At 35.8% G+C, this 26,514-nt stretch carries 26 protein-coding genes and 1 tRNA gene; 17 read left to right on the forward strand and 10 right to left on the reverse strand.

Features of this window, described 5'->3' with window-relative positions; all coding sequences use genetic code 11:
• The 5 genes from Q4503_RS16680 to Q4503_RS16700 form a co-directional block, all read right to left on the reverse strand.
• A tRNA-Gly gene (locus Q4503_RS16680) sits at positions 1 to 73 on the reverse strand.
• A gap of 138 nt (positions 74 to 211) precedes the next feature.
• Positions 212 to 790, reverse strand: a complete 579-nt coding sequence (pgsA, locus tag Q4503_RS16685) for a CDP-diacylglycerol--glycerol-3-phosphate 3-phosphatidyltransferase (RefSeq protein WP_215973663.1) — start codon at positions 788 to 790, stop codon at positions 212 to 214.
• A 75-nt stretch (positions 791 to 865) separates the two neighbouring features.
• Positions 866 to 2,704: an excinuclease ABC subunit UvrC gene (gene uvrC / locus Q4503_RS16690; protein ID WP_303602969.1), complete on the reverse strand. Its 1,839-nt coding sequence runs from the start codon at positions 2,702 to 2,704 to the stop codon at positions 866 to 868.
• A gap of 56 nt (positions 2,705 to 2,760) precedes the next feature.
• Positions 2,761 to 3,405, reverse strand: a complete 645-nt coding sequence (uvrY, locus tag Q4503_RS16695; protein WP_215973664.1) for a UvrY/SirA/GacA family response regulator transcription factor — start codon at positions 3,403 to 3,405, stop codon at positions 2,761 to 2,763.
• A gap of 12 nt (positions 3,406 to 3,417) precedes the next feature.
• On the reverse strand, positions 3,418 to 3,684 hold the full coding sequence (locus Q4503_RS16700) for a hypothetical protein (RefSeq protein WP_159821107.1): 267 nt from the start codon (positions 3,682 to 3,684) through the stop codon (positions 3,418 to 3,420).
• Positions 3,685 to 3,970: 286 nt separating this feature from the next.
• On the opposite strand from Q4503_RS16700, the gene fabA reads away from it, so the two are divergent.
• Complete coding sequence (gene fabA, locus Q4503_RS16705; protein WP_215973861.1) at positions 3,971 to 4,486, forward strand: bifunctional 3-hydroxydecanoyl-ACP dehydratase/trans-2-decenoyl-ACP isomerase; 516 nt, start codon at positions 3,971 to 3,973, stop codon at positions 4,484 to 4,486.
• 164 nt (positions 4,487 to 4,650) lie between these two features.
• Here the strand turns inward: fabA and Q4503_RS16710 are convergent, their stop codons facing one another.
• The 3 genes from Q4503_RS16710 to nadK all read right to left on the reverse strand — a co-directional run bounded on the left by Q4503_RS16710 (position 4,651) and on the right by nadK (position 7,843).
• On the reverse strand, positions 4,651 to 5,046 hold the full coding sequence (locus Q4503_RS16710) for an outer membrane protein assembly factor BamE (RefSeq protein ID WP_303602970.1): 396 nt from the start codon (positions 5,044 to 5,046) through the stop codon (positions 4,651 to 4,653).
• A gap of 131 nt (positions 5,047 to 5,177) precedes the next feature.
• Positions 5,178 to 6,854 (reverse strand): DNA repair protein RecN, encoded by a 1,677-nt coding sequence (gene recN, locus Q4503_RS16715; protein ID WP_303602971.1) that lies wholly within the window; start codon positions 6,852 to 6,854, stop codon positions 5,178 to 5,180.
• Positions 6,855 to 6,961: 107 nt separating this feature from the next.
• The gene (gene nadK / locus Q4503_RS16720; protein WP_215973667.1) at positions 6,962 to 7,843 is read right to left on the reverse strand and encodes an NAD(+) kinase; all 882 of its coding nucleotides are present in this window, start codon (positions 7,841 to 7,843) and stop codon (positions 6,962 to 6,964) included.
• A gap of 189 nt (positions 7,844 to 8,032) precedes the next feature.
• Here nadK and grpE point away from each other — a divergent pair, with 189 nt between their 5' ends.
• The 3 genes from grpE (at position 8,033) to dnaJ (ending at position 12,180) form a co-directional block, all read left to right on the forward strand.
• Positions 8,033 to 8,689: a nucleotide exchange factor GrpE gene (grpE, locus tag Q4503_RS16725; protein WP_215973668.1), complete on the forward strand. Its 657-nt coding sequence runs from the start codon at positions 8,033 to 8,035 to the stop codon at positions 8,687 to 8,689.
• Between the two features lie 323 nt (positions 8,690 to 9,012).
• Complete coding sequence (dnaK, locus tag Q4503_RS16730) at positions 9,013 to 10,935, forward strand: molecular chaperone DnaK (RefSeq protein ID WP_215973669.1); 1,923 nt, start codon at positions 9,013 to 9,015, stop codon at positions 10,933 to 10,935.
• A 105-nt stretch (positions 10,936 to 11,040) separates the two neighbouring features.
• Complete coding sequence (dnaJ, locus tag Q4503_RS16735) at positions 11,041 to 12,180, forward strand: molecular chaperone DnaJ (RefSeq protein WP_215973670.1); 1,140 nt, start codon at positions 11,041 to 11,043, stop codon at positions 12,178 to 12,180.
• A 170-nt stretch (positions 12,181 to 12,350) separates the two neighbouring features.
• Here the strand turns inward: dnaJ and Q4503_RS16740 are convergent, their stop codons facing one another.
• Positions 12,351 to 13,172, reverse strand: a complete 822-nt coding sequence (locus Q4503_RS16740) for a choice-of-anchor H family protein (protein WP_303602972.1) — start codon at positions 13,170 to 13,172, stop codon at positions 12,351 to 12,353.
• Between the two features lie 201 nt (positions 13,173 to 13,373).
• Here Q4503_RS16740 and Q4503_RS16745 point away from each other — a divergent pair, with 201 nt between their 5' ends.
• From Q4503_RS16745 to Q4503_RS16760, 4 genes are all read left to right on the forward strand, one after another.
• Positions 13,374 to 13,676 (forward strand): PepSY domain-containing protein, encoded by a 303-nt coding sequence (locus Q4503_RS16745; protein WP_215973672.1) that lies wholly within the window; start codon positions 13,374 to 13,376, stop codon positions 13,674 to 13,676.
• Position 13,677: 1 nt separating this feature from the next.
• The gene (locus tag Q4503_RS16750) at positions 13,678 to 14,358 is read left to right on the forward strand and encodes a response regulator transcription factor (RefSeq protein ID WP_215973673.1); all 681 of its coding nucleotides are present in this window, start codon (positions 13,678 to 13,680) and stop codon (positions 14,356 to 14,358) included.
• On the forward strand, positions 14,355 to 15,710 hold the full coding sequence (locus tag Q4503_RS16755; protein ID WP_303602973.1) for an ATP-binding protein: 1,356 nt from the start codon (positions 14,355 to 14,357) through the stop codon (positions 15,708 to 15,710). Before Q4503_RS16750 ends, Q4503_RS16755 begins: the two co-directional genes overlap by 4 nt.
• A gap of 69 nt (positions 15,711 to 15,779) precedes the next feature.
• Entirely contained in the window at positions 15,780 to 16,907 is a 1,128-nt protein-coding gene (locus Q4503_RS16760) for a DUF3300 domain-containing protein (protein ID WP_303602974.1), read from the forward strand.
• Here Q4503_RS16760 and Q4503_RS16765 read toward each other — a convergent pair.
• The gene (locus tag Q4503_RS16765; protein WP_215973676.1) at positions 16,904 to 17,374 is read right to left on the reverse strand and encodes an Lrp/AsnC family transcriptional regulator; all 471 of its coding nucleotides are present in this window, start codon (positions 17,372 to 17,374) and stop codon (positions 16,904 to 16,906) included. The two genes, Q4503_RS16760 and Q4503_RS16765, sit on opposite strands and share 4 nt — an antisense overlap.
• A 451-nt stretch (positions 17,375 to 17,825) precedes the next feature.
• Here Q4503_RS16765 and Q4503_RS16770 point away from each other — a divergent pair, with 451 nt between their 5' ends.
• The 9 genes from Q4503_RS16770 to recR all read left to right on the forward strand — a co-directional run bounded on the left by Q4503_RS16770 (position 17,826) and on the right by recR (position 26,140).
• The gene (locus Q4503_RS16770) at positions 17,826 to 20,618 is read left to right on the forward strand and encodes a monovalent cation/H+ antiporter subunit A (protein ID WP_215973677.1); all 2,793 of its coding nucleotides are present in this window, start codon (positions 17,826 to 17,828) and stop codon (positions 20,616 to 20,618) included.
• On the forward strand, positions 20,618 to 20,965 hold the full coding sequence (locus Q4503_RS16775) for a Na+/H+ antiporter subunit C (protein WP_215973678.1): 348 nt from the start codon (positions 20,618 to 20,620) through the stop codon (positions 20,963 to 20,965). Before Q4503_RS16770 ends, Q4503_RS16775 begins: the two co-directional genes overlap by 1 nt.
• Positions 20,962 to 22,494, forward strand: coding sequence for a monovalent cation/H+ antiporter subunit D (locus Q4503_RS16780; RefSeq protein ID WP_303602975.1), 1,533 nt, complete (start codon positions 20,962 to 20,964; stop codon positions 22,492 to 22,494). Before Q4503_RS16775 ends, Q4503_RS16780 begins: the two co-directional genes overlap by 4 nt.
• Positions 22,494 to 23,030 carry a Na+/H+ antiporter subunit E gene (locus Q4503_RS16785; RefSeq protein ID WP_215973680.1) on the forward strand — a complete coding sequence of 179 codons (537 nt, stop codon included), beginning with the start codon at positions 22,494 to 22,496 and terminating at the stop codon, positions 23,028 to 23,030. Before Q4503_RS16780 ends, Q4503_RS16785 begins: the two co-directional genes overlap by 1 nt.
• Complete coding sequence (locus Q4503_RS16790) at positions 23,024 to 23,293, forward strand: K+/H+ antiporter subunit F (RefSeq protein ID WP_215973681.1); 270 nt, start codon at positions 23,024 to 23,026, stop codon at positions 23,291 to 23,293. Before Q4503_RS16785 ends, Q4503_RS16790 begins: the two co-directional genes overlap by 7 nt.
• Before the next feature lie 10 nt (positions 23,294 to 23,303).
• Positions 23,304 to 23,636: a Na+/H+ antiporter subunit G gene (locus tag Q4503_RS16795; protein WP_215973682.1), complete on the forward strand. Its 333-nt coding sequence runs from the start codon at positions 23,304 to 23,306 to the stop codon at positions 23,634 to 23,636.
• 126 nt (positions 23,637 to 23,762) lie between these two features.
• Positions 23,763 to 24,305 (forward strand): elongation factor P hydroxylase, encoded by a 543-nt coding sequence (locus Q4503_RS16800; RefSeq protein ID WP_303602976.1) that lies wholly within the window; start codon positions 23,763 to 23,765, stop codon positions 24,303 to 24,305.
• A complete protein-coding gene (locus tag Q4503_RS16805; RefSeq protein WP_303602985.1) occupies positions 24,302 to 25,492 on the forward strand; it encodes an ATP-NAD kinase family protein in 1,191 nt (396 codons plus the stop codon). Before Q4503_RS16800 ends, Q4503_RS16805 begins: the two co-directional genes overlap by 4 nt.
• Positions 25,493 to 25,534: 42 nt before the next feature.
• Positions 25,535 to 26,140: a recombination mediator RecR gene (gene recR, locus Q4503_RS16810; RefSeq protein WP_215973684.1), complete on the forward strand. Its 606-nt coding sequence runs from the start codon at positions 25,535 to 25,537 to the stop codon at positions 26,138 to 26,140.
• Positions 26,141 to 26,514: the final 374 nt, after the last annotated feature.

Here is a 26,514-nt window from a genome sequence, read left to right on the forward strand (position 1 = left end):
AGCGGCTAACGAGACTCGAACTCGTGACATTCACGTTGGCAACGTGATGCTCTACCAGCTGAGCTACAGCCGCTTCACCTGTTGACTCCCTGTCAACGAAAACGCATTCTACAGCGTATTAAGTTACAGTCAACTAATAAATAACTTTTTTATTTCGACTGCTCAAAAAGCAGCTAATTTGATGCTATAGCAATCAAAAACAACCTAGCTATTATCTTTTTAGCTCCGGCCAAGCGGCTTTAAAGTAACTAACTAAGGTTGAAATAGTTAAAATAGTGGCAATGGCGTAGAAAAAGTAAGCGGCATAATTGATAATTTCATGCGGTAAATAAAATAAAATTAACGGAATGTCGTAATCAGGTCGCCATATTAATCCCATAATACCCAACATTTGAGCTGCGGTTTTATATTTTCCCATATCAGACACGGCAATAACGTCGCGCTTACCACGCGATGACATAAATTCTCTCAAAGCACTGATGAATATTTCCCGTGCGATCATAATAATTGCCGGAATAGCAATGAGCCAATTCTGATATTCTTGTACGATCATAACTAAAGCTGCTACCACCATCAGTTTATCAGCCACAGGGTCAATAAAAGCGCCAAAGGCTGAAGATTGATTTAATTTTCGTGCTAAATATCCGTCTAAGGCATCGCTAATTGAAGCGGTCCAAAACACTACAAAGGCACCAAAGTGACTCCAAGATAAAGGTAAATAGAAAATAATAAGGAAAACGGGAATCAAAATGATCCGAAATAAGGTTATTTGGTTGGGTAATGTCCACATAGTTTTTATTTTAGTTAAAGATATAACAGCAAAAGTTCTGAGTTTATTCTACACAGTATCAGGAGTTAGATATAGTCACTTATTGTGTAAAGCGTCATAAATATTTTGAGCAAGTACGATACTAATACCTGGAACTTTCTGTAATTCACTTACGTCAGCTTTATTTACTTCCTGAATTCCACCTAAGTGTGTCAGTAGGGCTTGCCGTTTCTTTGCTCCTATCCCTTCGATAGATTCTAATACTGACTTTTTAGTTACCTTCTGCCTTTTAGCTCGATGTCCTGTAATTGCAAATCGGTGTGACTCATCGCGTATATGTTGTACTAGGTGTAGAGCTGGAGAAGTACCAGGTAATGATATTAATTGGTGAGAGCCAGCTAGTATTAATGTTTCTAAGCCCGGTTTTCTAGATTCGCCTTTAGCTACGCCAACAAGCAAAGGAATTCTTTCAAGCGCTTGTTCAGAACTTAATTGTGCAAAAAATTCTTCAGCTTTTGCTAATTGGCCTTTACCACCATCAATAAAAACGATGTCAGGTAACTTCTTTAATGCTTCAATATCGGTTGCTTTTATTTTTCCATAACGTTTATTTAAAGCAAAAGCCATTGCTGCATAGTCATCACCCGGTGTAATACCGTAAACATTATATCGACGATAATCACTCTTAAGCGGACCTTCTTGGTTAAAAACAACATTAGATGCTATAGTTTGTTGTCCCATTGTATGGCTAATATCGAAACACTCTATTCGGTTTATACCATTTGGTAATTCAAAAACTTCATTTAAAGCGGCAAACCTAGCTTGCATCGATTCTTTATGACTGTTTCTTGTTAGCAAAGCAGTTTGTGCGTTGGTTGCGGCTAGCTTTAAGTATTGTCGACGCTCGGATCTAATCTTGGTTGATATTTTAACCTCATGCTCAGACTGTTTTGATAATAATACTGCAATTTCTGTCAGTTGTTCAAAATCACACGGGGCTATAATTTCTTTTGGGATCATGCCTTCGTTCGAACCGCTGCCGAGTTCATTGCCTAAATAATGTTGTCCGATAAATGCTTGTATGACTTCTTCATCACTTGTGTCATTAGGTACAACAGGGAAATAGCTTTTACTGCCTAATATTTTATGGTCACGAATACAAAGTAAATGAATACAAACTTGGGTTTTAAGCCTAAATAATCCAATAACATCCATTTCAGCTGCTATACCACTAACATATTGTTGTTGCTGTACTTTACGTAATGTAGTGATTTGATCTCTATATTTAGCCGCTTGTTCGAAATCTAATTGGCTACTCGATAATTCCATTTTTTCAATAAGTTGCTCAATTACCATTGAGCTTTTACCTTTTAAAAATAGTTTGGCTAAATCAACTTGTTGTTGGTAATTTTTCTCAGATATTTTGTCAACGCAAGGTGCTAAACAACGTCCTAATTGATATTGTAAACAAGGTCGTGATCTTGCTTTGTAATAACTATCTTCGCACTGTCGGATAGGAAAGATCTTTTGCATTAAGCGTAGGCTTTCCCAAACAGCTCCTACAGTAGGGTAGGGACCAAAATAATCACCTTTAGTGCGTTTTCCTCCGCGATGAAGACCAAGTTTAGGGTGTTTATGGTGAGTAATTAATAAATAAGGGTAAGATTTATCATCTCTGAGTAAAATATTATATTTAGGCTGATACTTTTTAATATAATTATTTTCAAGAATTAATGCTTCGCCTTCTGTATGAGTTACAGTGACGTCTATAGCGCAAATTTGATTAACTAATGCTTTTGTTTTTACCGAGCCTACATCTTTACGAAAATAGCTGCTCAAACGTTTTTTAAGATGCTTTGCTTTTCCAACATAAATAACTGTTTGGCTAGCATTGTACATCCGATAAACACCAGCTTGATCTGTAACTGAACTCAAGAAGGCGTCGCTATCGAAATGTTGTGTTGGTGCGGTGTTATGTATGTTTGGCAAAATTATAATTTTTCTGTATTTATCATGCCGTGACGAATCGCTAAATGTGTTAGCTCTACATCATTTCCTACATTTAACTTATCAAACATTCGATAGCGGTAGCTATTAATTGTTTTTGGACTTAAGTGTAAATGTTCAGAAATATCAGGTACTTTTTCACCACGAGTGATCATTAACATTATTTGTAATTCGCGATCTGACAATTCGCTAAAAGGGTTTTCGTCTTTTGTTTTAAATTGACTTAAAGCCATTTGTTGAGCTATTGCAGGGGGTAAATAACGTTGACCACTATTCACGGCTCTAATAGCATTAATCATTTCATTTGGCCCTGCGCCTTTAGTTAAATAACCAGCAGCACCTATTTTCATTACCTTGGTTGGGAAAGGGTCTTCGGTGTGAGCCGTTAAGATTATTACTTTAACTTCTGGTGCTAGGCGTAAAATCTTTTTCGTTGCTTCTAAGCCGCCCATGCCAGGCATATCCATATCCATTAAAATAACGTCGGGTTCAGTCATACGACAAAATTTTACCGCGTCTTCACCTGTTTCACATTCATCAATAACCTTAAAACCTTTAACTTCGTTGAGTATTTTATTAACACCAGTGCGTACTAGTTCATGGTCGTCAACTAATAATATATTTATCAATGGAATCTGCCTTTATAACTCGTTATTTTTTAGCCAACTATTAAGTAAGCCAATTTGCCCATTTTTATAGGCGGCATAAGTTAAGCGAACTGCGTTGCTTAAAATAATACTATCAGACCAGTTAGTTTGTTCAGCAATTAATTGATAACATACTCTAGCTTCGGGTGATAAGTATCCGCGCATCTCTTGCTTACCACGTTCTTTTTGTCTTTCCCTGTAGCGTTTCTGCTTCTCGGCATTAGTCATAGCCTTTTTCTTATTTTTAACGGTATCGTTCATTTTAATCTCGATGCGCTTTATAAAATTTTGCAACTAGCTGCTATGTTACCCTGACCGTTTTATTTTGCAATACGATAGTGAAAGCTAATAGCGCTAAATGTTTACAGAATTTAGTAATATTATCTTGCCTTGGGTAAATCAATCGATAAAAAACGATATTATCCCCATTAAAGTTGTTTTTTTTACTGTTCGGAGTTGTTTAGTGTACAAGTGTTCGCTAAAGTAACGCTCAAGAAATATTACATCCTTAGTAAACAACTTCATATAGGTCAAAATACTTATGGCAATGGCACAACAGAGTTCGTACAACAAAGCAGATTTAGTTAAAGCAGGTACAGGTGAAATGTTTGGTGAGGGTAACTCACAACTTCCTTCAGACAACATGCTAATGATGGATCGTATATTAACGATTACTGAAGAAGGCGGTGAGTTTGGTAAAGGTTTTATCGAAGCCGAATTAGATATTTCACCTGATTTATGGTTTTTTGATTGTCATTTTAAAGGTGACCCTGTAATGCCTGGTTGCTTAGGCTTAGATGCTATGTGGCAATTAGTTGGGTTTTTCTTAGCGTGGACTGGTGGTCCAGGTAAAGGAAGAGCATTAGGTGTAGGTGAAGTTAAATTTACTGGACAAATCTTGCCTACGGCAAAAAAAGTAACCTTTAGAATTGATTTCAAACGTGTAATTAAACGTAAATTATATATGGGCTTAGCTGACGGTACTGTGAGTGTTGATGGCCGTGAAATATATTTAGCTAAAGATTTAAAAGTAGGCTTATTTACCGATACAAGTAAGTTCTAGTTATTTTATTAAATTTGGTTAGCGCGTTGTAAAACGAGTTAACCAAATTTAACCTATACTAAAAATAGCTAATATGAAAATTATCATGTCATATTAGTTGCTCTCAAGTTAGTTTCGTATTGTAATAATATAAATAAAACAATTATTTTAAAAGCATAATACGATTAACTACCTTGTTTATCCGTATTGATTTGTTCATCATTTTGTATGATAGGGGCGTTGAATGGGATATGAAAATTTTCTGATAATTCAAAATCGCCATCTGCTGAAACTAGTTTGTTATCTTCAAACTTCATGGTGAAATTCTTCTGGGTATCTAACTTTTCACTAAGACCTGACTTGAAACGATAAACATAATTCCAAGTATCTTTGTCAAAAGAATCAACTAAAACAGGGCTTCCCAAAACAAATTTAACCTGTTCCTTAGTCATACCCACTTGTATTTTATCTATGCTTTTTTGCTCAAGATAGTTTCCTTGAGGAATATCAATACGATAAACCCAACTTGAACAAGCAGAAAGTGATAGGGCTATGGTAATAATTGAGGTACGAAACAACATGAAATTTTACTTTCCTTAAATATAAATCAATACAATTAAAAATTAATGCATTAAGTGCAAGCAGTGATAATAACGAAGCACGGCTTGAGATACAAAGCTATTTTTCATAAATTTGCGATAGACATCCGTAATTAACCGGCTAATAACTCTTGTGCGTTAGCTAAACTATGCTCGGTTATTTTATTACCTGCAAGTAAACGTGCTATTTCTTGGATGCGACTTTGCTCACTTAGTTCCGTTATTTTTGTTTCAGTATGTTCACCATCGGTTAGTTTACTAACAAAGTACTGTTGATGTCCCTTACATGCCACTTGTGGTAAATGCGTTACACATATTACTTGAGTGTTTTTAGTTAGTTGTTGTAATTTACTCCCCACCATTGCCGCTGTAGGACCACTTATGCCTACATCTACCTCATCAAAAATTAGGGTCGGGGTAATGACTTTGTCTGCTAATATAACTTGCATGGCTAAACTAATACGGGATAATTCACCACCAGAAGCGACTTTACTCATTGCCTCTAATGCTTGACCAGGGTTTATACTGACCTGAAAGTCAATTTTGTCTACACCATTGGCTGATATCGTAGTGAGACTGTCATTATGTGATTCAATTGCAATGTGAAATTTTCCATGGGGCATATTCAGCTCTTGCATGCTTTTGCTAATATCTTTACTTAATTTTTTGGCTGCTTTTTTTCTCGAAGAAGTTAAAACTAAGGCACTATCTTGGTAGTTTTGCTCTGTTTTGACTAGTTCTTCAATTACCACATTAATTCTTGATTCATCATTGGAAATATTTGTTAACTCTTGAGTGAGTGATTGATGAAAACTAACTAAGTTTTCTGGAGGTAAACTATGTTTTTTTGCCAGTTGCAAGGCTGTAGAATAGCGCTCTTCGATTATTGCGTATGCTTGTGGATCTAATTCAAGTTCTTGATAGTAGTGTTTAAGATCTGCAGAAGCCTCTTCAACTTGTAAAAAAGAGTCATTAAGAATAGTTGCAATATTTTTCAGCCTTTCATCTAAACGGGCTAAGGCAGCTATGTTGTCACTACAATGGCGTAACGAGTCGAGTACATTAAAGCTTTCGTTTTCAGTAAGTGTATGTAGTGATTGGAGAGTTGTATCAAGTAAATCTTGAGCATTAGCATGGCGTTTATAATCACTTTCTAATGTTTCAAACTCTCCTTCTTGTAAAGAAAACTCATTGAGTTCATTCACTTGATATTGGAGTAGTTGTTGCTGAGCTTCACGTTGTTGTTTGTTTTGCTGTAATAAATTTAATTCTTTATTTAATTTATGCCATTGTTGATAATAATGTTTAACTTCATCCAGTGCTGACTGATGATCTGCATAATCATCGAGCAACTTACATTGCTGACTTGATTTAACGATTAATTGGTGATCATGTTGACCATGTATATTGATCAATAATTGACCCACTTCTTTAAGCTGTACTAGAGGTACTTGACTACCATTAATGTAAGCTTTTGAGCGACCTTCAGCAGAAATTACTCGTCGTAGAATACACTCATTGCTTGATTCCAATAACAGATCATGAATCGTTAGCCAGTGCTGAGCATTTATATTTTTTTGTATATCGAAAGTGGCAGCAAGTTCTGCTTTTTTGCAATTAGGACGAACAACATTAGTGGTGGCTCTATCTCCTAAACATAAACCTAAGGCATCTATTGCTATAGACTTACCCGCGCCAGTTTCACCTGTGATAGTTGTCATGCCAGATTGCCAATCAATATCAAGTGATTTAACAATGGCGAAGTTTTGAATGTTTAGTTGTAAAAGCATAATGTGAACTCTCACTTTACTGTATAAATATATAGTTGTTAATTTATACAGTAATTTATGCTTTTGCAAGTAACTTAGAAAATTTTAATCGTTTTTATTAAATAAGATTAATAAAGCTTATTGCCCCATCCTAATTTATTTCGTAGTACGTTAAAATAATCATGATCGAGAGGATGAACTAAGCGTATAGTTTGAGGACTTTTTTTAATGATAACTTCGTCACCAGGCATAACGGCTAGAATTACATGGCCATCACAGCTAACTTGTAAACTTTCTTGATTTTCATTTGCAAGTATTAGCTTTATTTCACTATCACCGTCCACCACAATAGGGCGACTAGTTAGTGTATGAGGAAACATAGGTACCAAAGATAAAGCATTTAAATTAGGCGTTAGTATAGGTCCGCCAGCAGACATAGAGTAAGCGGTCGATCCTGTAGGAGTTGAAATAATCAAACCATCAGAGCGTTGACTAAACATAAATGAATTATCAATATGAACTTCAAACTCAATCATGCTGGCAACTTTACCTGCATGTAAAACCGCCTCGTTTACGGCACTGTTCGAGCTTTTAAGTTTACCATGCCGATAAACTTCAGCTTCAATGATAAAGCGCTGTTCAGAGCGAGATTTACCATTTAGAATTTCTTCAAGTGGTTTTATTATTTCATCAGGGGATAAGTCGGTTAAAAAACCTAAATTCCCACGGTTTACACCAATAACGCCGATGTCAAAACAAGCTAAAACTCTAGCAGCACCTAACATGTAGCCATCACCACCAACAACAATAGCAAGATCTGCATTATTACCAATATCGGTGAGAGAACATTCATTCATATCTGTAATTTCGACAGAAGTAGCGACGGATGTTTCTACTAATACTTGGTATTTATTTGCCAGTAAATAGTCATGTAATGCCGCTATTGTGGAGCTTGCACCTTGATGATTGGGCTTACCAATAAGCCCAATTGTTTTATAAAGTTGAGCCATAACAATTATTTCATATTTGATATCTTTAAAAGAAGTTTCCCTTTATTTGCGTGGCTTGTAAAGTTTGTATTTGATAAAATGCACTTAATTAGTTGCTATAAAGGCTTGAATAGCGAAAGCTTGACCCCATAATTAGCATTATTGCATTTTTATTATTGTAAAATTACTAAGATTTAATTGGAGTTTTTTATGACTACAGAGTCTACAAAATCAGAAGAACAGCAGTCTGCTGAGTTTTCTACAGAAGAGTTATCGCCAGAGCAATTAGCTGACGAAATTGTTCAGCAAGCAGAAGAACAAGTTGAAGAACAGCATGAACAAGCTCATGAAGTCATTAGTGCTGAACAAGAGCGTATTAATGAGTTGGAACTTGCTTTAGCAGCAGCTCAAGCAAAAGTTACAGATCAAAAAGATTCAGTAATTCGAGCGAAGGCTGAAGTGGATAACATTCGTCGTAGATCTGCGCAAGATGTTGATAAAGCGAAAAAGTTTGCTTTAGAAAAGTTTGCTGGTGAAATGCTTGTTACTGTTGATAACTTAGAGCGTGCATTACAAAATATTGATAAAGAAGATGACAGTAAAGCCGCAGTTATTGAAGGTGTTGAATTAACTCTTCAAGGTTTAATCTCATCATTAGAAAAATTTGGTATTAAATCTGTAGATCCACAAGATCAACCTTTTAACCCAGAATTACATCAAGCAATGTCTATGCAAGAAGTGCCTGGCGTAGCACCTAATACGGTTATTGCTGTAATGCAAAAAGGTTACGAACTTAATGGTCGTTTAATTCGCCCTGCTATGGTGATGGTATCTAAAGCAGCACCTAGCGTTGATGAATCTGTTTAATTGTTAAAATAAATAGATTCTCAAGTTACTATGTGATGCATTTTCAAAAACCAGACAATTTGTCTGGTTTTTTATTTTAACCCTATATTTTATTTTAACCCTATATTGGCATGCATTGTCTTTTAAGCTTAAGTTACTTTAGCTAAAACATGACTAAAACAGCTTAATAGAACGGAAGAAATGATTATTTTAAATAAAATGCATTTATTTACAAAATTTCTATTGAAAAGTATTTTCCTACCCCCATTTAATATTTCAACAACAGATTAATTAAGATTTTGCTCTCAAAGGAGAGCAGAACATAATAGATAGGAGCTTCCCTCATGGGTAAAATCATTGGTATTGACTTAGGTACAACTAACTCTTGTGTTGCTGTATTAGACGGCGATAAAGTTCGTGTTATTGAAAATGCAGAAGGTGATCGTACTACACCTTCGATTATTGCATATACTGAAGAAGGCGAAACATTAGTAGGTCAACCTGCTAAGCGTCAATCAGTAACAAACCCTAAAAACACATTATTCGCAATTAAGCGTTTAATTGGTCGTCGTTTTGAAGACGAAGAAGTACAACGTGATATTAAAATAATGCCATTTGGTATTGTTAAAGCTGACAATGGTGATGCTTGGGTTACAGCACGTGATAAAAACGTTGCTCCTCCACAAGTTTCTGCTGAAGTTCTTAAGAAAATGAAGAAAACAGCTGAAGACTACTTAGGCGAAGAAGTAACTGAAGCCGTTATTACTGTTCCTGCTTATTTCAATGATTCACAACGTCAAGCAACAAAAGATGCTGGTCGTATTGCAGGTCTTGATGTTAAACGTATTATTAATGAGCCTACTGCTGCTGCTCTTGCTTACGGCATGGATAAAAAAGAAGGCGATAAAGTTGTTGCGGTATACGATTTAGGTGGTGGTACATTCGATATCTCAATTATTGAAATTGATGAAGTTGATGGTGAGCACACTTTTGAAGTATTAGCGACTAATGGTGATACGCATTTAGGTGGTGAAGATTTTGATAACCGTTTAATTAACTATCTTGTAGCTGAATTTAAAAAAGACCAAGGTATGGACTTAACAGCTGATCCTTTAGCAATGCAGCGTTTAAAAGAAGCTGCTGAAAAAGCTAAATGTGAACTTTCTTCTGCACAGCAAACAGATGTTAACTTACCTTACATCACTGCGGATGCTTCTGGTCCTAAGCACATGAACATTAAAGTTACACGTGCTAAATTAGAGTCATTAGTTGAAGATATGGTTAAAGCGACATTAGAACCACTTAAAAAAGCACTTAAAGATGCTGATTTATCAGTAAGTGACGTAAATGACGTTATCTTAGTTGGTGGTCAGTCTCGTATGCCAATGGTTCAACAAGCAGTATCTGATTTCTTTGGTAAAGAGCCACGTAAAGATGTTAACCCTGATGAAGCAGTAGCTTCAGGTGCAGCAATTCAAGCGGGTGTTCTTTCAGGTGATGTAACTGATGTATTATTGTTAGATGTTACACCTTTATCTTTAGGTATTGAAACGATGGGCGGCGTGATGACGAAAGTTATCGATAAAAACACCACTATCCCAACGAAACAATCACAAACATTCTCAACAGCCGATGATAACCAAGCTGCGGTTACTGTACATGTTGTTCAAGGTGAACGTAAGCAAGCTTCTGCTAACAAATCACTTGGTCAATTTAACCTTGAAGGTATTGACCCTGCACCACGTGGTACACCACAAATCGAAGTTACTTTCGATATTGATGCTGATGGTATTTTACATGTTACAGCTAAAGACAAAAACACTGGTAAAGAGCAAAAAATTACGATTAAAGCTTCAAGTGGTTTATCAGATGAAGAAGTTGAGCAAATGGTAAATGATGCTGAAGCAAATGCTGATGCTGATGCGAAGTTTGAAGAGCTAGTACAAACTCGTAACCAAGCTGATGGTATAGTTCACGCTACTCGCAAGCAAGTTGAAGAAGCTGGCGATGAACTACCTGCTGAAGACAAAGAGAAAATTGAAACGGCAATTTCTGAACTTGAAGAAGTACTTAAAGGTGAAGATAAAGAAGCAATTGATGCTAAATCTCAAGCGCTTATGGAAGCTTCAGCTAAATTAATGGAAATTGCTCAAGCAAAACAGCAAGCACAAGGTTCGCCTGAAGGCGCTGCTTCAGATGCTGAAGGTTCTGATTCTGCTGATGATGTTGTTGATGCAGAGTTTGAAGAAGTAAAAGACGACAAGTAGTCTTTAGCTTATTCGGATTGAAGTAAAATTAAAGCGCTGGCCTATCCCCGGCGCTTCTTACGTTAAAGCGTATGTTAATTTAAGTGCAAACAAAAGAAGTTATTTATGTCAAAACGTGATTATTATGCAGTGCTTGAAGTATCAAAAGATGCTAGTGAGCGCGATATCAAAAAATCCTATAAAAAATTAGCGATGAAGTATCATCCTGATAGAAATAAGGGTGATAAAGAAAAAGAAGAAACCTTTAAAGAAATTCAAGAAGCATACGAAGTGCTAAAAGATGATCAAAAGCGTGCTGCTTATGATCAGTATGGCCATGCTGCCTTTGAACAAGGTGGGCATGGTGGTCACCATGGCGGTGGTCAAGGTGATTTTGGTGATGCATTTGGTGATATTTTTGGTGATATCTTTGGTGGTGGTCGTGGTCGAGGCGGTCGTCAATCTCGAGCACAGCGAGGATCTGATTTACGCTACAATGTAGAGCTAAACCTTGAAGATGCCGTTAAAGGTAAAGATCTAGAAATTAAGGTACCTACTTTTGTGGCTTGTGAGCCTTGTGATGGCTCAGGCGCTAAAAAAGGTACTTCTGCTAAAACATGTTCTACGTGTCATGGTCATGGACAAGTACAAATGCGTCAAGGGTTATTTGCCGTACAGCAAACTTGTCCAACGTGTGGTGGAAAAGGTAAAGTTATTTCTGATCCTTGTACTTCATGTCGTGGTCAAGGACGAGTTGAAAAAACTAAAACGCTTTCTGTAAAAATACCAGCAGGTGTTGATACCGGAGATCGAATTCGTTTATCGGGCGAAGGTGAAGCTGGCGAACATGGCGCACCAGCAGGTGATTTATACGTACAAGTTAATGTACGTGATCATGACATATTTGTACGTGATGAAAACCACTTATATTGTGAAGTACCTATTAGTTTTGTTACTGCCGCACTTGGTGGTGAAATTGAAGTACCAACCTTAGGTGGTAAAGTTAAATTAAAAGTACCAAAAGAAACGCAAACGGGCAAAATGTTCCGTTTACGCGGTAAAGGTGTTAAATCTGTACGTAGTTCAACAACGGGCGATTTAATGTGTAAAGTAGTACTTGAAACACCGGTAAACTTATCGGGTGATCAAGCGGATTTATTACGTCAATTAGAAGAGAAAATGGGGAAAAGCAGTAAAAAGCATAGCCCAAAAGAAACAGGCTTCTTTGATGGTGTAAAAAAATTCTTTGATGACTTAAAAAGCTAAAATAAATGTTTAAATGAGAGAGTGTCTTTCTGCTTTTTAATAGAAAGCCTTTCTATTTTTACAATATAGTGCTCAGATAACTTCGAATCTTTAACATAAAAAAACCACAAAAGTTTTCTTTTTGTGGTTTTTTATTTTTAAGCAAATCATTGCTATGTGTATTAACTTTATTACTGTTTAGCGCTAAAACGGAAAAAGCTTAATGCTATAATCATAAATAAAACTATAAAAGAAAAACTACCACCACCGTAAACCTCTATCACTTCAATATAAGTGTCGTCATGGTTATCACTTTCTAATGGTAACGCATATAAGGCGTTGCTATCGTCTGAGCTATAGGTCGCAACAATATCGGTATAGCCAACCTGATATAAATCAATTAATACATCATAAAAATCAGTTGGGTAACCAGAAAGAAAAGTGGTTATAACTTCATATTCATCTAAGTCAGAGTCACCTTCAATAATAAAGGTGTCAGTAGTATAGTAATGCTTCCATGGTTTGCCATTTTTGCTAAGGTATAACAAAGCGTAAACTTCAGCTCGTTGGTGCTGTGTATAGCTGTACATATCAGCATCAAAAACGACGCTGAAAGTTTGATAAAAGCCATCATTATCAAAATCATCAAGTAAAAAACTTGTTACGCCATAAATAGTAAAATCAGCGTCGTAATAAGAACCACGCTTTTGTGTTACTTTATCTTTACTGGCTTTATCCAATAGTACACTATTATTGTTAAGCATCTCTTCTCTTGTTTTCGATGTTGCTTTGTTATTAAGTTGATCGGGAGTGTTAGTGAGTCGACTAACGTCAATCACTTGTTGGCGTAGCTCACTAGTAAAATTGCTTTTAAATGAACCTTGCGAAATAGAGTAGCTTGGTAAGGCAGACTCATTAACTTCGTTACTATAAGCTTGCGTGGAAAATAATATACTTGTAAAGGCCAATAGTATTAGTTTGATTGCATGGTTAGAATTTGTGTTATTAAACATAATTTATCCTTGTGATATGTGCTTCTGACGTTATTAAAGCGCAATCAAGATGAATGTAAGCTGAATGATTTATAAAAGTTTATAAGCTTTGTTTTATATTTTATCTCGGGTGAGTACGTTCAGCTTATATTCAGTTGCTAAGGAGTATTATTTTAAATAAGCTATGGTTAATACTGAAATACACTCGTACTTGGAACAATAATGAAATTTGCTTTATCTTGTTTTTTTCTTCTTTTAGCTGCTCTATCGATGAGTACATTTGCACATGGAAGTTTTACCGTTAACAACAATGCGATTAAAGCAAATCAGCAAGCGCATAAGCAACAGTTAAGAGTAACGAGTAGTCAGCAAGCAGCACAAATGGCTAAAAGTCGATTTGGTGGTAAAGTACTTAAAGTGAAAAAACAAAAGTCCTCTTACCGTATTAAGTTAATTAAAAATAATGGTCATATTATCTCGGTTTCTGTTGATGCAAAAACAGGTAATGTGAGTGGTGGTAATTAATATGCGATTATTATTAATTGAAGATGATTTAGCCTTGCAACAAAATTTATATAAACATCTGATTGATGCGAATTATTTAGTTGATGTCGCTAGTGATGGACAAGCTGGTTTATTTCAAGGTCAAGAGTATCCCTACGATGCCGCCATTATTGATATAGGTTTACCGATTATTGATGGTATTAGTGTTATTAAATCATTACGAGAGAAAGATATTAGCTTTCCTATTTTAGTGTTAACGGCAAGAGACCGTTGGCAAGATAAAGTTGCAGGTTTAGATGCCGGCGCAGATGATTATTTGACTAAACCTTTTCAGACTGAAGAATTATTTGCACGTTTAAATGCGTTAATACGACGTTCAGCGGGACAGGCAAGCCCACTAATAACTAATGGTGGGCTAACATTAAATACCAAAAGCCTACAGGTTGAGGTGAATAATCAAGAGATAAAATTGAGTAGTTCAGAGTATAAATTATTGGAATATATGATGCTGCACCTTGATGAAGTGACTTCTAAAGCAAAACTTACTGAGCATATTTATGATCAAGATTTTGATCTTGACTCAAATGTTATTGAAGTTTTTATCAGACGCTTAAGAAAAAAACTCGACCCTACTGGTGAATATGGTTTTATTGAAACCCTTCGAGGTCATGGTTATAAATTAAAGCGATTAGATGCTAAATGAATTCGTTAAAGGTTAGGTTATTACTGAGCACATTAGTAATGACAGTTATTATGTTGCCTATTATTGGTTTTACATTAAGCAGTGCTTTTGAACGACAGTTAATGTTAGGAAGTCAAAACGAATTAAAAGCTTATAGTTATTCCATTTTGACTGTAGCTGAAGTAGAAAACAATGAATTAGTTATGCCTGAACTCTTACTGGAAAACCAATTTAATGTTAGTCAGTCGGGGTTGTATGCAGTAATAACGCCTACCGATGATGTAGCTATATTGGCAGAGAGTAAACCCGAAAATAGACCATTATGGCAATCACAATCTTTGCTAACCTTATCCTTACCAACGTTATTACCTTCACCGATTGTTGGAGAGACATTGTTTTCAACAATAGATTTAGAAGGTAGTAGTCACTTGCTCTTTAGTTTTAGTGTTAGTTTTTTTAACAACGGACAAGAATTCCCTATAACGCTTCATATTATTAAAGATCAAGAGAATATGCTGATTGCACTGAGCGATTTTAGACATAAGCTTTGGGGCTGGCTGTTATTATTAATCGTCGTGTTTGTCTTTGTTCAGCTTATAGGCTTGTTGTGGACCTTAAAACCGTTAAGACAATTAACATATGAGCTTGAACATATTGAAAAAGGGCAGCAGAAGTTATTGAAAGGTTATTACCCACTTGAACTTCAGAAGGTGGTAAAACAACTGAATACATTACTTGTAACAGAAGAGAACCAACGAAAACGGTACCGTAATGCTTTATCTGATTTGGCTCATAGTTTGAAAACTCCACTTGCTATCATGCAAAGTGAAAAAGAAATTTCAGTTGGGGCCAATGAGCAACTACAGCAAATCAACCAAATTATTGAGCATCAATTAAAAAGAGCACAAAGTTCAGGGCAATTGTCATGGTATTTGGGGGTAGAAGTAAAAGCAGTAATCGAAAAGCTGGTTAAAACATTAGAGAAGCTATACAAAGAAAACCAACTGTGTTTCACACTTGATGTCGATAAGTCGGCCATTTTTAGGGGAGATGAAGGTGATTTAATGGAAATTTTAGGCAATATATTAGATAACGCCTGTAAAGCAGCTAAAAGTAAGATAGTAATTAAAGTTTATAATAAAAGCACAACGTTAACTATAGAGATTTCTGATGATGGTGCAGGTATTAATCAATCACAGCAGGCTGTTATTTTATCCCGCGGGGGCAGGGCTGATACCTATCAAGCTGGACATGGTATAGGTTTAGCAATCGTTAACGATCTAGTGAGTAGCTATCAAGGTCAGTTATTTATCAGCAAATCAGCTACGCTTGGTGGCGCTACCTTTACACTGGTATTTGATATATCAACCTAGTATATATTCAGCTTGTGTTCAGTTTGGTCAAGGTATGCTTATTACTTAAGATCAGTAAAGAGGATAGAAATGATGAAAACCTTTATTTTGTTATTAAGTTTTATATTAAGTGCCTCGGTGAGTTTTAGTGCATTTTCACAACAAAGTTATCAATTAGATGGGCAAGAACAGTCAGAAGTAAGTGATGCCGAGTTAGCGCAAATGTTAGCGCCAATAGCCTTATATCCTGACAGTTTGTTAACGCATATCTTGATATCGTCAACATATCCTATTGAAGTTATTAAAGCACAACGCTGGTTAGAAAATAATGCAGACTTAAATGCTGCTCAAATTGCTCAAGCAATTGAAAGCTTTGATTGGGATGCTAGTGTTAAAGCATTAGTGCCTTTTGAGCAAATACTGACTCATTTAAGTGAAGACTTAACATGGATGCAATTATTAGGTGATACATTTTTAGAAGATGAGGCTAGAGTTCTTGAAGGGATTCAAACGCTTAGAGAAAAAGCTAAAATTGCTGGCAATCTTAGTAAAATGAATAATATGGAAATCAGTTATGAAGACAGTAATATCATAATTGAACCTGTGAAAAAAGAAGTTGTGTATGTTCCTTATTATGACACTCGTATGGTTTATGGTACTTGGCATTGGGCGTCATATCCACCGGTATACTGGCGTCCTTCTTTGCACGTTTCTGTAAATCGCCATAACCCTTTTTATTGGCATTCAGGTGTTCATATCTCATTTAATTATTTCTTTAGTACTTTTCAATGGAAAAAACGTCATGTACTTGTTGTGAACCCACATAAGTCTCATCATTATCGTAAACCTAGTGTCATTTCAAGAGGAGGTTATGCTAAACGCTGGGTTCATCAACCGATACATAGAAAAGGTGTTGCTTATAGAAGTATGGCTACAGGTCAAAAATACTATAGTAAAAAAGTGAGGCTGCATAATAAACGAAAATCAACACAGCATCTTGAAAGTCAACTTAAACAGAAAAAAGTTGTGCAACATAAAGTTAATGCTTCGCACAAGAATATTCAGAAAGTGACCGCTAAGCAACGCCAAACAAGAAATTATCAAGAGCGTAGTACTAAAAAATCGGTGAAGCAATACAATCATTCAGTGAAGAGTAGACCGCAGCACAATACGTCTTCAAAAACATATCGCAGTAGAGATTCTAAAGCTAATAATTAATCTGTTTGGAATTTAGGTAGTACGCCACTGCGGCTATGCTCAAAAACAAGCGAAGTTTCTACCGTAGTAACTTCGTCTCTTGAGGTTATATTTTTAAAAACAAATTGGCGTAAATGTTCACTATCTTGCACTGACATATGAATATAGTAATCATAACTACCACCCATATGATAAAGGTTTAATATTTCAGGATATTTTAATAAATCATCTCTAAACTGATTTACAATTTGCTCTGAATAAGGTTGTAAACGAATAGCTGCTATTGCTTCAATGTTGCCACCAATCGTATTTAAATTGACATCAATATAAGCACCTTTTATTACGCCATTTTGCCTTAAACGTTTTACACGTTCTAGACAGGTTGATGGTGCTATTCCTATTTTTTCAGCTAATTCTTTATTCGTAATATCTGCATCATTATATAAAATAGTTAATACTTGTAAATCGATATTGTCTAGCTTCTTCATTTATCACCTGGCAAACTAATACTTCTTAAGTGAGGTAAATACTACACTTTATATAGGCAGTGCGACTAGTGCTAGAAGGCGTTATTTTAATTTTTGACATAAAATTTTACATAATCTAAACGATTTTGGTATTTTAGGTGTGAACATACAGTTAAAATCGATGCTAACTATGATCTTAATTAGTTGATTTGTTGTAATTAATAGTTATAGAGTAGTAGGCTGAAAGTTAAATTTAATTCAAAAAGTAATGTTCCTTGTTCTTCATATTAATGAGACAATAATTGGCTAGTGAGTACTTTATAATATGAACAAAACTATAATTACAAACTATAGACAACTCAAAGACTAATACAGTAAAATTATCATTAACATTGTATATTTACACTATTCATCACACTAATAATATAGTGTACTGTCGTACTAATACGACGCTATCAAAAAGGTTTACTTTATGACTTTGCTTTGGATACCCTTGCTATCCTTACTTGGCAGTATTATTTCTTCAATGACGGGTAAATTAACTCGTAATCAATCGACAGGGTTATCCTTGTTAATGCCTGTTATTGCATTATTAATGACCATTAATCTTGCACCTGCTGTTTTTTCAGGTGAAGAAATTCGAGAAACAATTTCGTGGATTCCTTTACTCGGTATAGATATAGCCTTTCGCCTGGATGGTCTTTCACTATTATTCATTTTTATGATACTGGGTATTGGTATATTAGTTATTTTTTATACCCGTTATTACTTAAGTAGTAATGATTCCATGCCTAAACTTTATGCTTATTTAATGTTATTTATGACGGCAATGCTTGGTATTGTTATGTCAAATAATGTCATTCAACTCTGGTTTTTTTGGGAGCTTACCAGTATTAGTTCATTTTTGCTGATTAGCTATTGGTGGCAAAAGTCTGAAGCACGTAAAGGTGCCATTATGGCTTTAACGATAACCGGTGGCGGTGGGTTAGCTTTATTGGCTGGTTTACTGTTATTAGGCAATATTGTTGGTAGTTTTAATTTAGATGTTATTTTAGCTAGTAGAGAAATGATTCAAGGGCATGATTGGTATGAAGTTGCACTGATTTTAGTGTTGCTTGGTGCGTTCACTAAGTCGGCACAATTCCCTTTTCATTTTTGGCTACCCCATGCCATGGCTGCACCAACACCAGTAAGTGCTTATCTTCATTCAGCCACTATGGTTAAAGCGGGTATTTTCTTATTAGCTCGTTTTTATCCTGTGCTAGCGGGAACAGATACTTGGTTTATTATTGTTAGTATAACTGGTTTAACTACATTATTATTTGGTGCTTATATAGCTTTATTTAAACATGATTTAAAAGGTCTATTAGCTTATTCAACTATTAGTCACTTAGGCTTAATTACTCTGTTATTAGGCTTGAGTACTGAACTTGCGACAGTCGCTGCTATTTTCCATATAATTAATCATGCAACCTTTAAAGCCTCATTATTTATGGCAACAGGTATTATTGACCATGAAACGGGGACGCGCGATATGCGCAAGCTCAATGGTATGTGGCGATTTATGCCCTATACTGCAACATTGGCTATGGTTGCTGCCGCTGCAATGGCAGGAGTTCCGTTGTTAAATGGATTTTTGTCTAAAGAAATGTTTTTTGCTGAAACATTACATCAGCAGTTATTAGGCTCCATGTCATGGCTTATTCCGGTACTTGCCACCATTGCAGGTGCTTTAGCTGTCGCTTATTCTGCACGATTTATCCATGATGTTTTCTTTAATGGCGATCCTATTGACCTACCTAGACAACCGAATGAGCCACCTCGCTATATGCGGGTACCAATTGAAATATTAGTCGCCTTATGTTTACTTGTGGGAATATTCCCCAACTTTATTGTAAATGATATTTTAAAATCTGCCTCTTTCGCGGTGTTAGGTGGTTATGTGCCAGAGTTTAAAGTAACACTGTGGCATGGCTTTAATTTACCGTTATTGATGAGTGCTATTGCAGTGAGTGGTGGTTTATTTATGTATACGCAACGCCGTCACCTTTATAAGTTTCAAGATTCATTGCCACCACTGAATGCTAAAAAAGCATTCGATGGTATGGTGTACAGCACGATAAAGTGGTGTCAGCATAAAATAAATACGATAGAAAATGGCTCGTTACAACGTTATTTAACCTTAATGTTTTTAGTTGTATTACTTTTTTCAGGTTGGCCATTACTTGAAATGAACCAATTGGTAGGGCAAAAACCATTAACACCTATCGATGTTCACAATGCTGTTGGTGCCGCATTATTAATTATTGGTGCTATTAGCACAGTTATTTGGTATCGCACACGGATGATTTCTTTGTTGATGATTTCTGTTGTAGGGCTAATGGTATCCGTTGCGTTCACTCGCTTCTCAGCACCAGATCTAGCTTTAACTCAGCTAACGGTTGAAGTTGTTACTATTATATTGCTGATGTTGGCTTTATTCTTTTTACCACAGTATTCACCGAGAGAATCTAGCTCAATGCGTATATTGCGGGATATAGGCATATCAGCAACGTTAGGTGTTGTTATTGGTAGTATTTGTTACGCCCTAATTACACGTCCATTTGAGTCTATATCAGACTTTTTCTTAGCGAATGCTAAAACAGGTGGTGGTGGCACTAATGTTGTTAATGTTATTTTAGTTGATTTTCGTGGTTTTGATACATTAGGTGAAATTTGTGTATTAGGCATTGCGGCATTAGGTATTTATAAACTTTTAATCAATTTACCTTTATTTATGCCAGGTAGTGATAGCGAAGGTCGCCCTTGGGCAAAAGAACGATACCCTATTTTATTAGCGAGTATTTCTCAGTCGTTATTACCGCTAGCGTTATTAGTTTCATTTTATATTTTCTTACGTGGTCATAATCTACCAGGTGGAGGATTTATTGCAGGACTAATAACCGCTATTGCCTTTATTTTGCAATATATAGCGCATGGTTCAAATTGGATTGCTGAACGATTAACAATTAATTACCGCAAAATTATTGCCTCAGGGATTGCTATTGCGTTATTTACCGGTGTTGGTAGTTGGTTTTTTGATAAACCGTTCATGACAACTTGGTTTGATTATTTCAATATACCTTTTATTGGTGAAATTGAACTTGCCAGTGCACTGGTATTTGATTTAGGTGTTTATATTACGGTTGTTGGTGCGACATTAATGATTTTAGGTAGTCTTGGTAAGTTAACGGCAAATGCTCCTAAAGAAGAGGTAAATATTTAATGGAATTACTTTACGCATCTTGTGTTGGAGTGTTGGTTTTTTGTGGTGTGTTCTTAATATTAAGATCACGAACTTTTCCTGTGGTTTTAGGTTTAACGATGCTGTCTTACGGTGTTAATTTATTTTTGTTTTCTTCGGGACGACTTAGTCTAAATAGTGCTGCAGTTTTAGGTTACAGTGAAGTATATGCTGATCCATTACCGCAAGCTTTTGTATTAACAGCGATCGTTATCGGCTTTGCTATGACGGCTTTTGTCGTTATTTTGGCCATAAGAGGGCGGGCAGATTTAGGCAACGATCATGTCAATGGACAAGTTCCAGAGAATAAGAAAAAGGGCAAAGTATGAGCCAGCATTTGACATCTTTACCTATATTATTACCTATGTTGGCAGGGGTCATCCTACTAATGCCGCCATGTGGGAAAAACAAGGCGATTAGACGATTTTCTTCTGTAGCGTTAAGTTTTCTCACTTTTTTAATTTCATTAGCGCTATTATTAAAAGTTCAAGCAAATGGAATCCAAGTTTATGCGATTGGTGATTGGAGTGCTCCTTTTGGTATTGTGTTAGTCGCAGATCCATTATCTACTTTGTTAGTATGTTTAAGCTCGTTACTTGGTGCTGTATGTACTCTATACGCGAGTGCTGGGGATGATGAAAAAGGTAGCTTTTTTCACCCATTAGTACAGTTTTTAATTTTAGGGGTTAATGGTGCGTTTTTAACAGGTGATGCTTTTAATCTTTTTGTCTTCTTCGAAGTATTACTTATTGCTTCTTATGCTTTGTTAATGCACGGTGGAGATAAAAAAAATACGCGAGCAGCCTTACAATACGTCATTATGAATCTAGTTGGCTCTGCTGTTTTCTTAGTTGCCTTAGGTATCTTATATGGCGTGTTAGGCACACTGAATATGGCTGATATGGCTCAAAAAGTAACTTATTTACAAGGTGACGATGTTTACCTTGCTAAAATAGGGGGCTTGTTATTATTAGTGGTTTTTGCATTAAAAGGTGCTTTACTACCACTACATTTATGGTTGCCTAATACTTATGCTACTGCGATGCCTGTTGTGGCGGCGTTATTTGCGATAATGACCAAAGTCGGTGTTTATTCAATGATGCGTGTTTATACACTTATCTTTGGTGAAGAAGCAGGCGAATTGACTCATATGGCGCAAAGTTGGTTGTGGTGGTTAGCACTAGCGACAATTACTATGGGTGCCATTGGTGTGCTTGCTAGCCAAGATTTAAGGAAATTAGTTTCTAATTTGGTGATTGTTTCTATAGGTACTTTAGTCGCATTAGTTGCAGTGCAAACAGTTGAAGCGAGCTCAGCTGCTATTTATTATTTAGTGCATTCAACGTTGGTTACCGCTGCATTATATATATTAGCGGACTTAATTGGTCATCAACGAGGTAAGGTTGCAGATCGAATTACTGCTGGTACTCCGGTGTCTCAGCCCATGTTATTAGGCTCTTGCTTTGTTATCGCAGCGGTAGCGGTAATAGGTATGCCACCTTTATCTGGATTTATTGGTAAAGTATGGTTACTTCAAGCAACACTAGAGACTGAATATAATTTTGTTTTTTGGCCACTTTATTTACTCGCGAGTTTGGCTGTCTTATTTGCAGTTGCTAAAGCAGGTAGTACTGTTTTTTGGCATCATCAAGCTAAGATTTCAGAGCAAAGAGTGGCGGAACGCGCTAAGCAAGAACGTGTACATCCAGCACAGTTAGCTGCTTTAATCATTTTGGTAGCCAGCGCACCATTGATGAGCATTTTTGCAGGGCCGTTAAGTGAGTATGCTATTGGAGCTGCGACTCAATTGCATGACTTTAATAACAACATTAAAACTATTCTTCCTGGAGGCCAGTAATGCGATTAGATACTCGGTTTAAATGGCTACCTACTCCTATCCGGAGCCTTTTGTTATTTGTTGTCTGGTTACTTTTAAATAATAGTGTATCAACAGGGCATATTGTTTTAGCTATTATTCTTGCTATTGTTATTCCGCTTGCGACTAATCCATTTAGAACTAAACAGCCATTAGTATTAAAGCCTATGTTAGCGTTACGTCATTTAATGTTGGTTTTATATGACATAGTTACGGCAAATCTTGAGGTTGCTATATTAATCTTAGGCCCAACAAAAAAATTGACGCCTGGCTTTGTTAAAGTGCCGTTAGATTTAACACATAGCATGCCAATTACCATATTAGCGAGTACTGTGTCATTAACACCAGGTACAGTAAGCGCTGAAGTTTACCCTTGGCGAGAATGTTTCACGGAAGGAGAGAAGCCTGAACAACGATTTTTATTGATACATGTTTTAAATCTTACCGATGAAGAAGCTTTGATCAATACTATTAAACAACGCTATGAAGCGCCTCTTAAGGAGATATTTCAATGCTAGAAACTGTTATCTTGATTGTGTTTGCGATGATAGGTCTGTCGTTAATATTAAACTTATGGCGTTTGCTAATAGGTCCTTCCGTTCCTGATAGAATATTGGCACTTGATACCATGTATATCAATAGTATTGCATTGATTATTTTATACGGTATGAATATGGGGACAGGGTTGTATTTTGAAGCTGCATTGCTAATTGCTATGTTAGGTTTTGTAAGTACTGTCGCTGTATGTAAGTACTTATTACGTGGCGATATTATAGAATAAGGTATAAATTATGATTGAATGGATTATTTCAATATTATTATTAATTGGTGGAACTTTTGTACTTATTGGTTCTATTGGTTTAGTGAAAATGCCTGATTTTTTTATGCGACTTCATGGACCAACGAAAGCAACTACCCTAGGTATGGCGTCACTATTAACTGCGGCAATGATTTTCTTTAGTACAACACAAGACGGGTTAAGCTTAAAGGAAATTTTAATTTCTATCTTTCTTTTACTAACCGCGCCAATTAGTGCTTATATGATGATTAAATCAGCTATCCATCATAAGCTTGATAGTATCGAGCGTACTAAAGGTAAGGATAAGATTGAAGATGATGTTTAAATAAATCATGAAAGGTTAAACTTTTATTAAACGTTATCATAGTTAAAATGACGCTGTCACAAGCGTCATTTTTCGTTACAATAGCGCTATTATTTTCCCACTATTGTACTTTTACTCATAAATGTTATGCCATACCATTATCAAGATTTAATTGCGCTTTTTGATAAAACGTTTAGTCAATCTTATAACACACGATTAATTAAGGGAGATGATGAACCAATCTATTTACCCAAAAATAATCAATGCAGCTATAATCAAATCGTTTTTGCTCATGGTTACTATGAAAGTGCTTTTCATGAAATAGCGCATTGGTGTCATGCCGGCGCCAAAAGGCGTTTGCTTGAAGATTATGGATATTGGTATGTTCCGGATGGGCGAGATGAGCAGCAACAAGCTCAATTTGAGCAAGTTGAAATTATCCCACAAGCTATTGAGTGGGCTTTTAATGTCGCCGTTAAAAAAGATTTCCATGTTTCTTCTGATAACTTAAATGGATTTCAAGCTGATACTGATGGTTTTAAAAAGAAAGTATTTCAGCAGGTTAAAGTGTTTTTACAACAAGGTTTTCCTGCAAGAGCAAATCAGTTTATTGAAGTTTTGGCTAATTTTTATAATACGCCTTTACCTTTAAAAATTGATGATTTTATTAAAAACAAAGAAGATAAATAATGTTCAAATTAGGCTTAGTCATTAATCCTATCGCAGGTATTGGTGGAAGTGTTGCGTTAAAAGGGAGTGATGATATGGTTAATCACGCCTTAGCGCTTGGCGCTGAATTTAAAGCAAATGAGCGAACACAAACAGCACTGAATATTTTATTACCATATCAAGATGAAATAATCATATATACAGCAAATAATCAAATGGGTGAACAAACGGCTAAATCACTAGGCTTTAATGTAGAGCTGGTTTATCAAACATCTACAGATAAAACCCAAGCCATTGACACAGAAAAAACGATATCGGCTTTACTCACTAAACAAGTTGATATTATTTTATTTGCTGGTGGTGATGGGACAGCGCGTAATATCGCGAAAGTAGTTGCCTTAAATGCTAAGAAAAAAGATTCATCACAAATACCAGTGTTAGGAATACCTGCAGGATGTAAAATTCATTCTGGTGTTTATGCTATTACACCCAAGGCTGCTGGGCGAGTAGTAGAGTTAATGGTCACTAAGCAGTTAGTAACATTAACTGAAGGTGATGTGATGGATATTGATGAATCATTATTTCGCCAAGGAATTGTTAAAGCTAAACGTTTTGGTGAAATGCAGATTCCAAGTGAGCTTAGATATGTTCAGGCGGTTAAATCTGGTGGTAAAGAGTTAGATGAATTAGTACTGCAAGATATTAGTGAAGATGTTATTTCACATATGAGTGATAATGAAGAAGCTTTATTTATTATTGGCTCGGGTTCAACAACTGACTTTTTAATGGGAGAGCTTGGTTTAGATAATACTTTACTCGGTGTTGATTTAGTAAAAAATCAAATGCTCGTTGCTAATGATGTAACTGAAAAGCAACTATGGCAACATCTTATAGCAACAAAAGAGTCAGCAGCGACTGAGCAGCAAAATATAACCTTAGTTATTACTTTAATTGGTGGGCAAGGCCATATTTTTGGTCGCGGTAATCAGCAATTAAGTCCACGTATCATTCGTCTTATTCTTGAGCAACGTGGTGGCAAGGACAATATTATGATTATTGCTACGAAAAAAAAATTAGCGGCTTTAAATAATACGCCTCTAATTAGCGATACTGGTGATAATGAACTAGATCAGCTATTGTCTGGCTTTATGCCAATTACTACGGGATATAAAGATCAGGTACTTTATCCTGTATCAAGTCCTGTATAATCATTTTTAATTTACTCTTATTGACAACCTTAAGTATGTTTTATGAAATTTAGTCCTTTAGTACAAGAACTTATCGATGCCTTGAAATGTTTACCTGGTGTGGGCGCTAAGTCAGCTCAACGTATGGCTTTTCAGTTGCTGGAGCGAAATCGTCATGGAGGGAGTAAACTGGCAAACACTTTAGCCAAAGCAATGGTCGATATTGGTCATTGCCAATCTTGCCGGAATTTTACTGAGCAAGATTTATGTGAAATTTGCCAGAGTCCGAAGCGAAAAGTAGCCACAAGTTTGTGTGTTGTTGAAAGCCCTGGTGATGTTATTGCTATAGAGCAAACAGGTGAATTTACTGGAAAATACTTTGTGTTAATGGGACACTTATCCCCGATTGATGGTATAGGGCCTGATGATCTAGGTTTAGATATTTTAGCAAACCAATTTGCGTCTGGGCAATTTGAAGAGGTTATTTTAGCTACTAACCCAACTGTTGAAGGGGAAGCTACAGCACATTTTATTGCTGAGTTAGCACAAAAATATCAAGTGAATATTTCTCGAATTGCTCATGGTGTACCTGTCGGTGGTGAGCTTGAATATGTCGATGGTAATACGTTATCTCATGCACTATCTGGTCGTAAAATCTATAATTTTTAATTACTCGTATGCTAGTGCTTTATATTTTCAATATACATGATTGAGTTAGCCTTTTTCTCATTATGGATGAATCCACAAGAGTAATCAGATAAAGTATATTATGTATGTTATCTTGATGTGATTCTCCGTTGTTCAATTGGCTAACTTAAGAGCAAGATAGAAAATAATTAACTAGTTTGGTATCGACATTGTTCATAAATATTACATTGTTATTATTTTTTTAGTATTTTTAATAAAAGTCAATTGATAATTTAAATTATTGTTTTTTAATTATTTATAATAATTAACACTTAAATTTATACTTTTTTCCCTTGAATTATTTTCCTCAACCCCCACATCTTTTCTAACGTTAATTTTAACGATTTTTGATAGTT

Origin of the sequence: Colwellia sp. 6_MG-2023, from assembly GCF_030547765.1 — a bacterium.
Lineage (GTDB): Bacteria > Pseudomonadota > Gammaproteobacteria > Enterobacterales > Alteromonadaceae > Colwellia.

Excerpts from the sequence above, each read along its gene's own strand:
- Q4503_RS16710 (WP_303602970.1), bottom strand. The coding sequence starts at position 5,046 with ATGTTGTTTCGTACCTCAATTATTACCATAGCCCTATCACTTTCTGCT.
- recN (WP_303602971.1), bottom strand. The coding sequence starts at position 6,854 with ATGCTTTTACAACTAAACATTCAAAACTTCGCCATTGTTAAATCACTT.
- pgsA (WP_215973663.1), bottom strand. The coding sequence starts at position 790 with ATGTGGACATTACCCAACCAAATAACCTTATTTCGGATCATTTTGATT.
- Q4503_RS16770 (WP_215973677.1), top strand. The coding sequence starts at position 17,826 with ATGACTTTGCTTTGGATACCCTTGCTATCCTTACTTGGCAGTATTATT.
- Q4503_RS16765 (WP_215973676.1), bottom strand. The coding sequence starts at position 17,374 with ATGAAGAAGCTAGACAATATCGATTTACAAGTATTAACTATTTTATAT.
- grpE (WP_215973668.1), top strand. The coding sequence starts at position 8,033 with ATGACTACAGAGTCTACAAAATCAGAAGAACAGCAGTCTGCTGAGTTT.
- Q4503_RS16795 (WP_215973682.1), top strand. The coding sequence starts at position 23,304 with ATGATTGAATGGATTATTTCAATATTATTATTAATTGGTGGAACTTTT.
- Q4503_RS16775 (WP_215973678.1), top strand. The coding sequence starts at position 20,618 with ATGGAATTACTTTACGCATCTTGTGTTGGAGTGTTGGTTTTTTGTGGT.
- Q4503_RS16780 (WP_303602975.1), top strand. The coding sequence starts at position 20,962 with ATGAGCCAGCATTTGACATCTTTACCTATATTATTACCTATGTTGGCA.
- dnaJ (WP_215973670.1), top strand. The coding sequence starts at position 11,041 with ATGTCAAAACGTGATTATTATGCAGTGCTTGAAGTATCAAAAGATGCT.
- Q4503_RS16800 (WP_303602976.1), top strand. The coding sequence starts at position 23,763 with ATGCCATACCATTATCAAGATTTAATTGCGCTTTTTGATAAAACGTTT.
- Q4503_RS16760 (WP_303602974.1), top strand. The coding sequence starts at position 15,780 with ATGATGAAAACCTTTATTTTGTTATTAAGTTTTATATTAAGTGCCTCG.
- Q4503_RS16785 (WP_215973680.1), top strand. The coding sequence starts at position 22,494 with ATGCGATTAGATACTCGGTTTAAATGGCTACCTACTCCTATCCGGAGC.
- Q4503_RS16745 (WP_215973672.1), top strand. The coding sequence starts at position 13,374 with ATGAAATTTGCTTTATCTTGTTTTTTTCTTCTTTTAGCTGCTCTATCG.
- nadK (WP_215973667.1), bottom strand. The coding sequence starts at position 7,843 with ATGGCTCAACTTTATAAAACAATTGGGCTTATTGGTAAGCCCAATCAT.
- fabA (WP_215973861.1), top strand. The coding sequence starts at position 3,971 with ATGGCACAACAGAGTTCGTACAACAAAGCAGATTTAGTTAAAGCAGGT.
- Q4503_RS16755 (WP_303602973.1), top strand. The coding sequence starts at position 14,355 with ATGAATTCGTTAAAGGTTAGGTTATTACTGAGCACATTAGTAATGACA.
- dnaK (WP_215973669.1), top strand. The coding sequence starts at position 9,013 with ATGGGTAAAATCATTGGTATTGACTTAGGTACAACTAACTCTTGTGTT.
- Q4503_RS16790 (WP_215973681.1), top strand. The coding sequence starts at position 23,024 with ATGCTAGAAACTGTTATCTTGATTGTGTTTGCGATGATAGGTCTGTCG.
- Q4503_RS16750 (WP_215973673.1), top strand. The coding sequence starts at position 13,678 with ATGCGATTATTATTAATTGAAGATGATTTAGCCTTGCAACAAAATTTA.
- Q4503_RS16700 (WP_159821107.1), bottom strand. The coding sequence starts at position 3,684 with ATGAACGATACCGTTAAAAATAAGAAAAAGGCTATGACTAATGCCGAG.
- Q4503_RS16740 (WP_303602972.1), bottom strand. The coding sequence starts at position 13,172 with ATGTTTAATAACACAAATTCTAACCATGCAATCAAACTAATACTATTG.
- recR (WP_215973684.1), top strand. The coding sequence starts at position 25,535 with ATGAAATTTAGTCCTTTAGTACAAGAACTTATCGATGCCTTGAAATGT.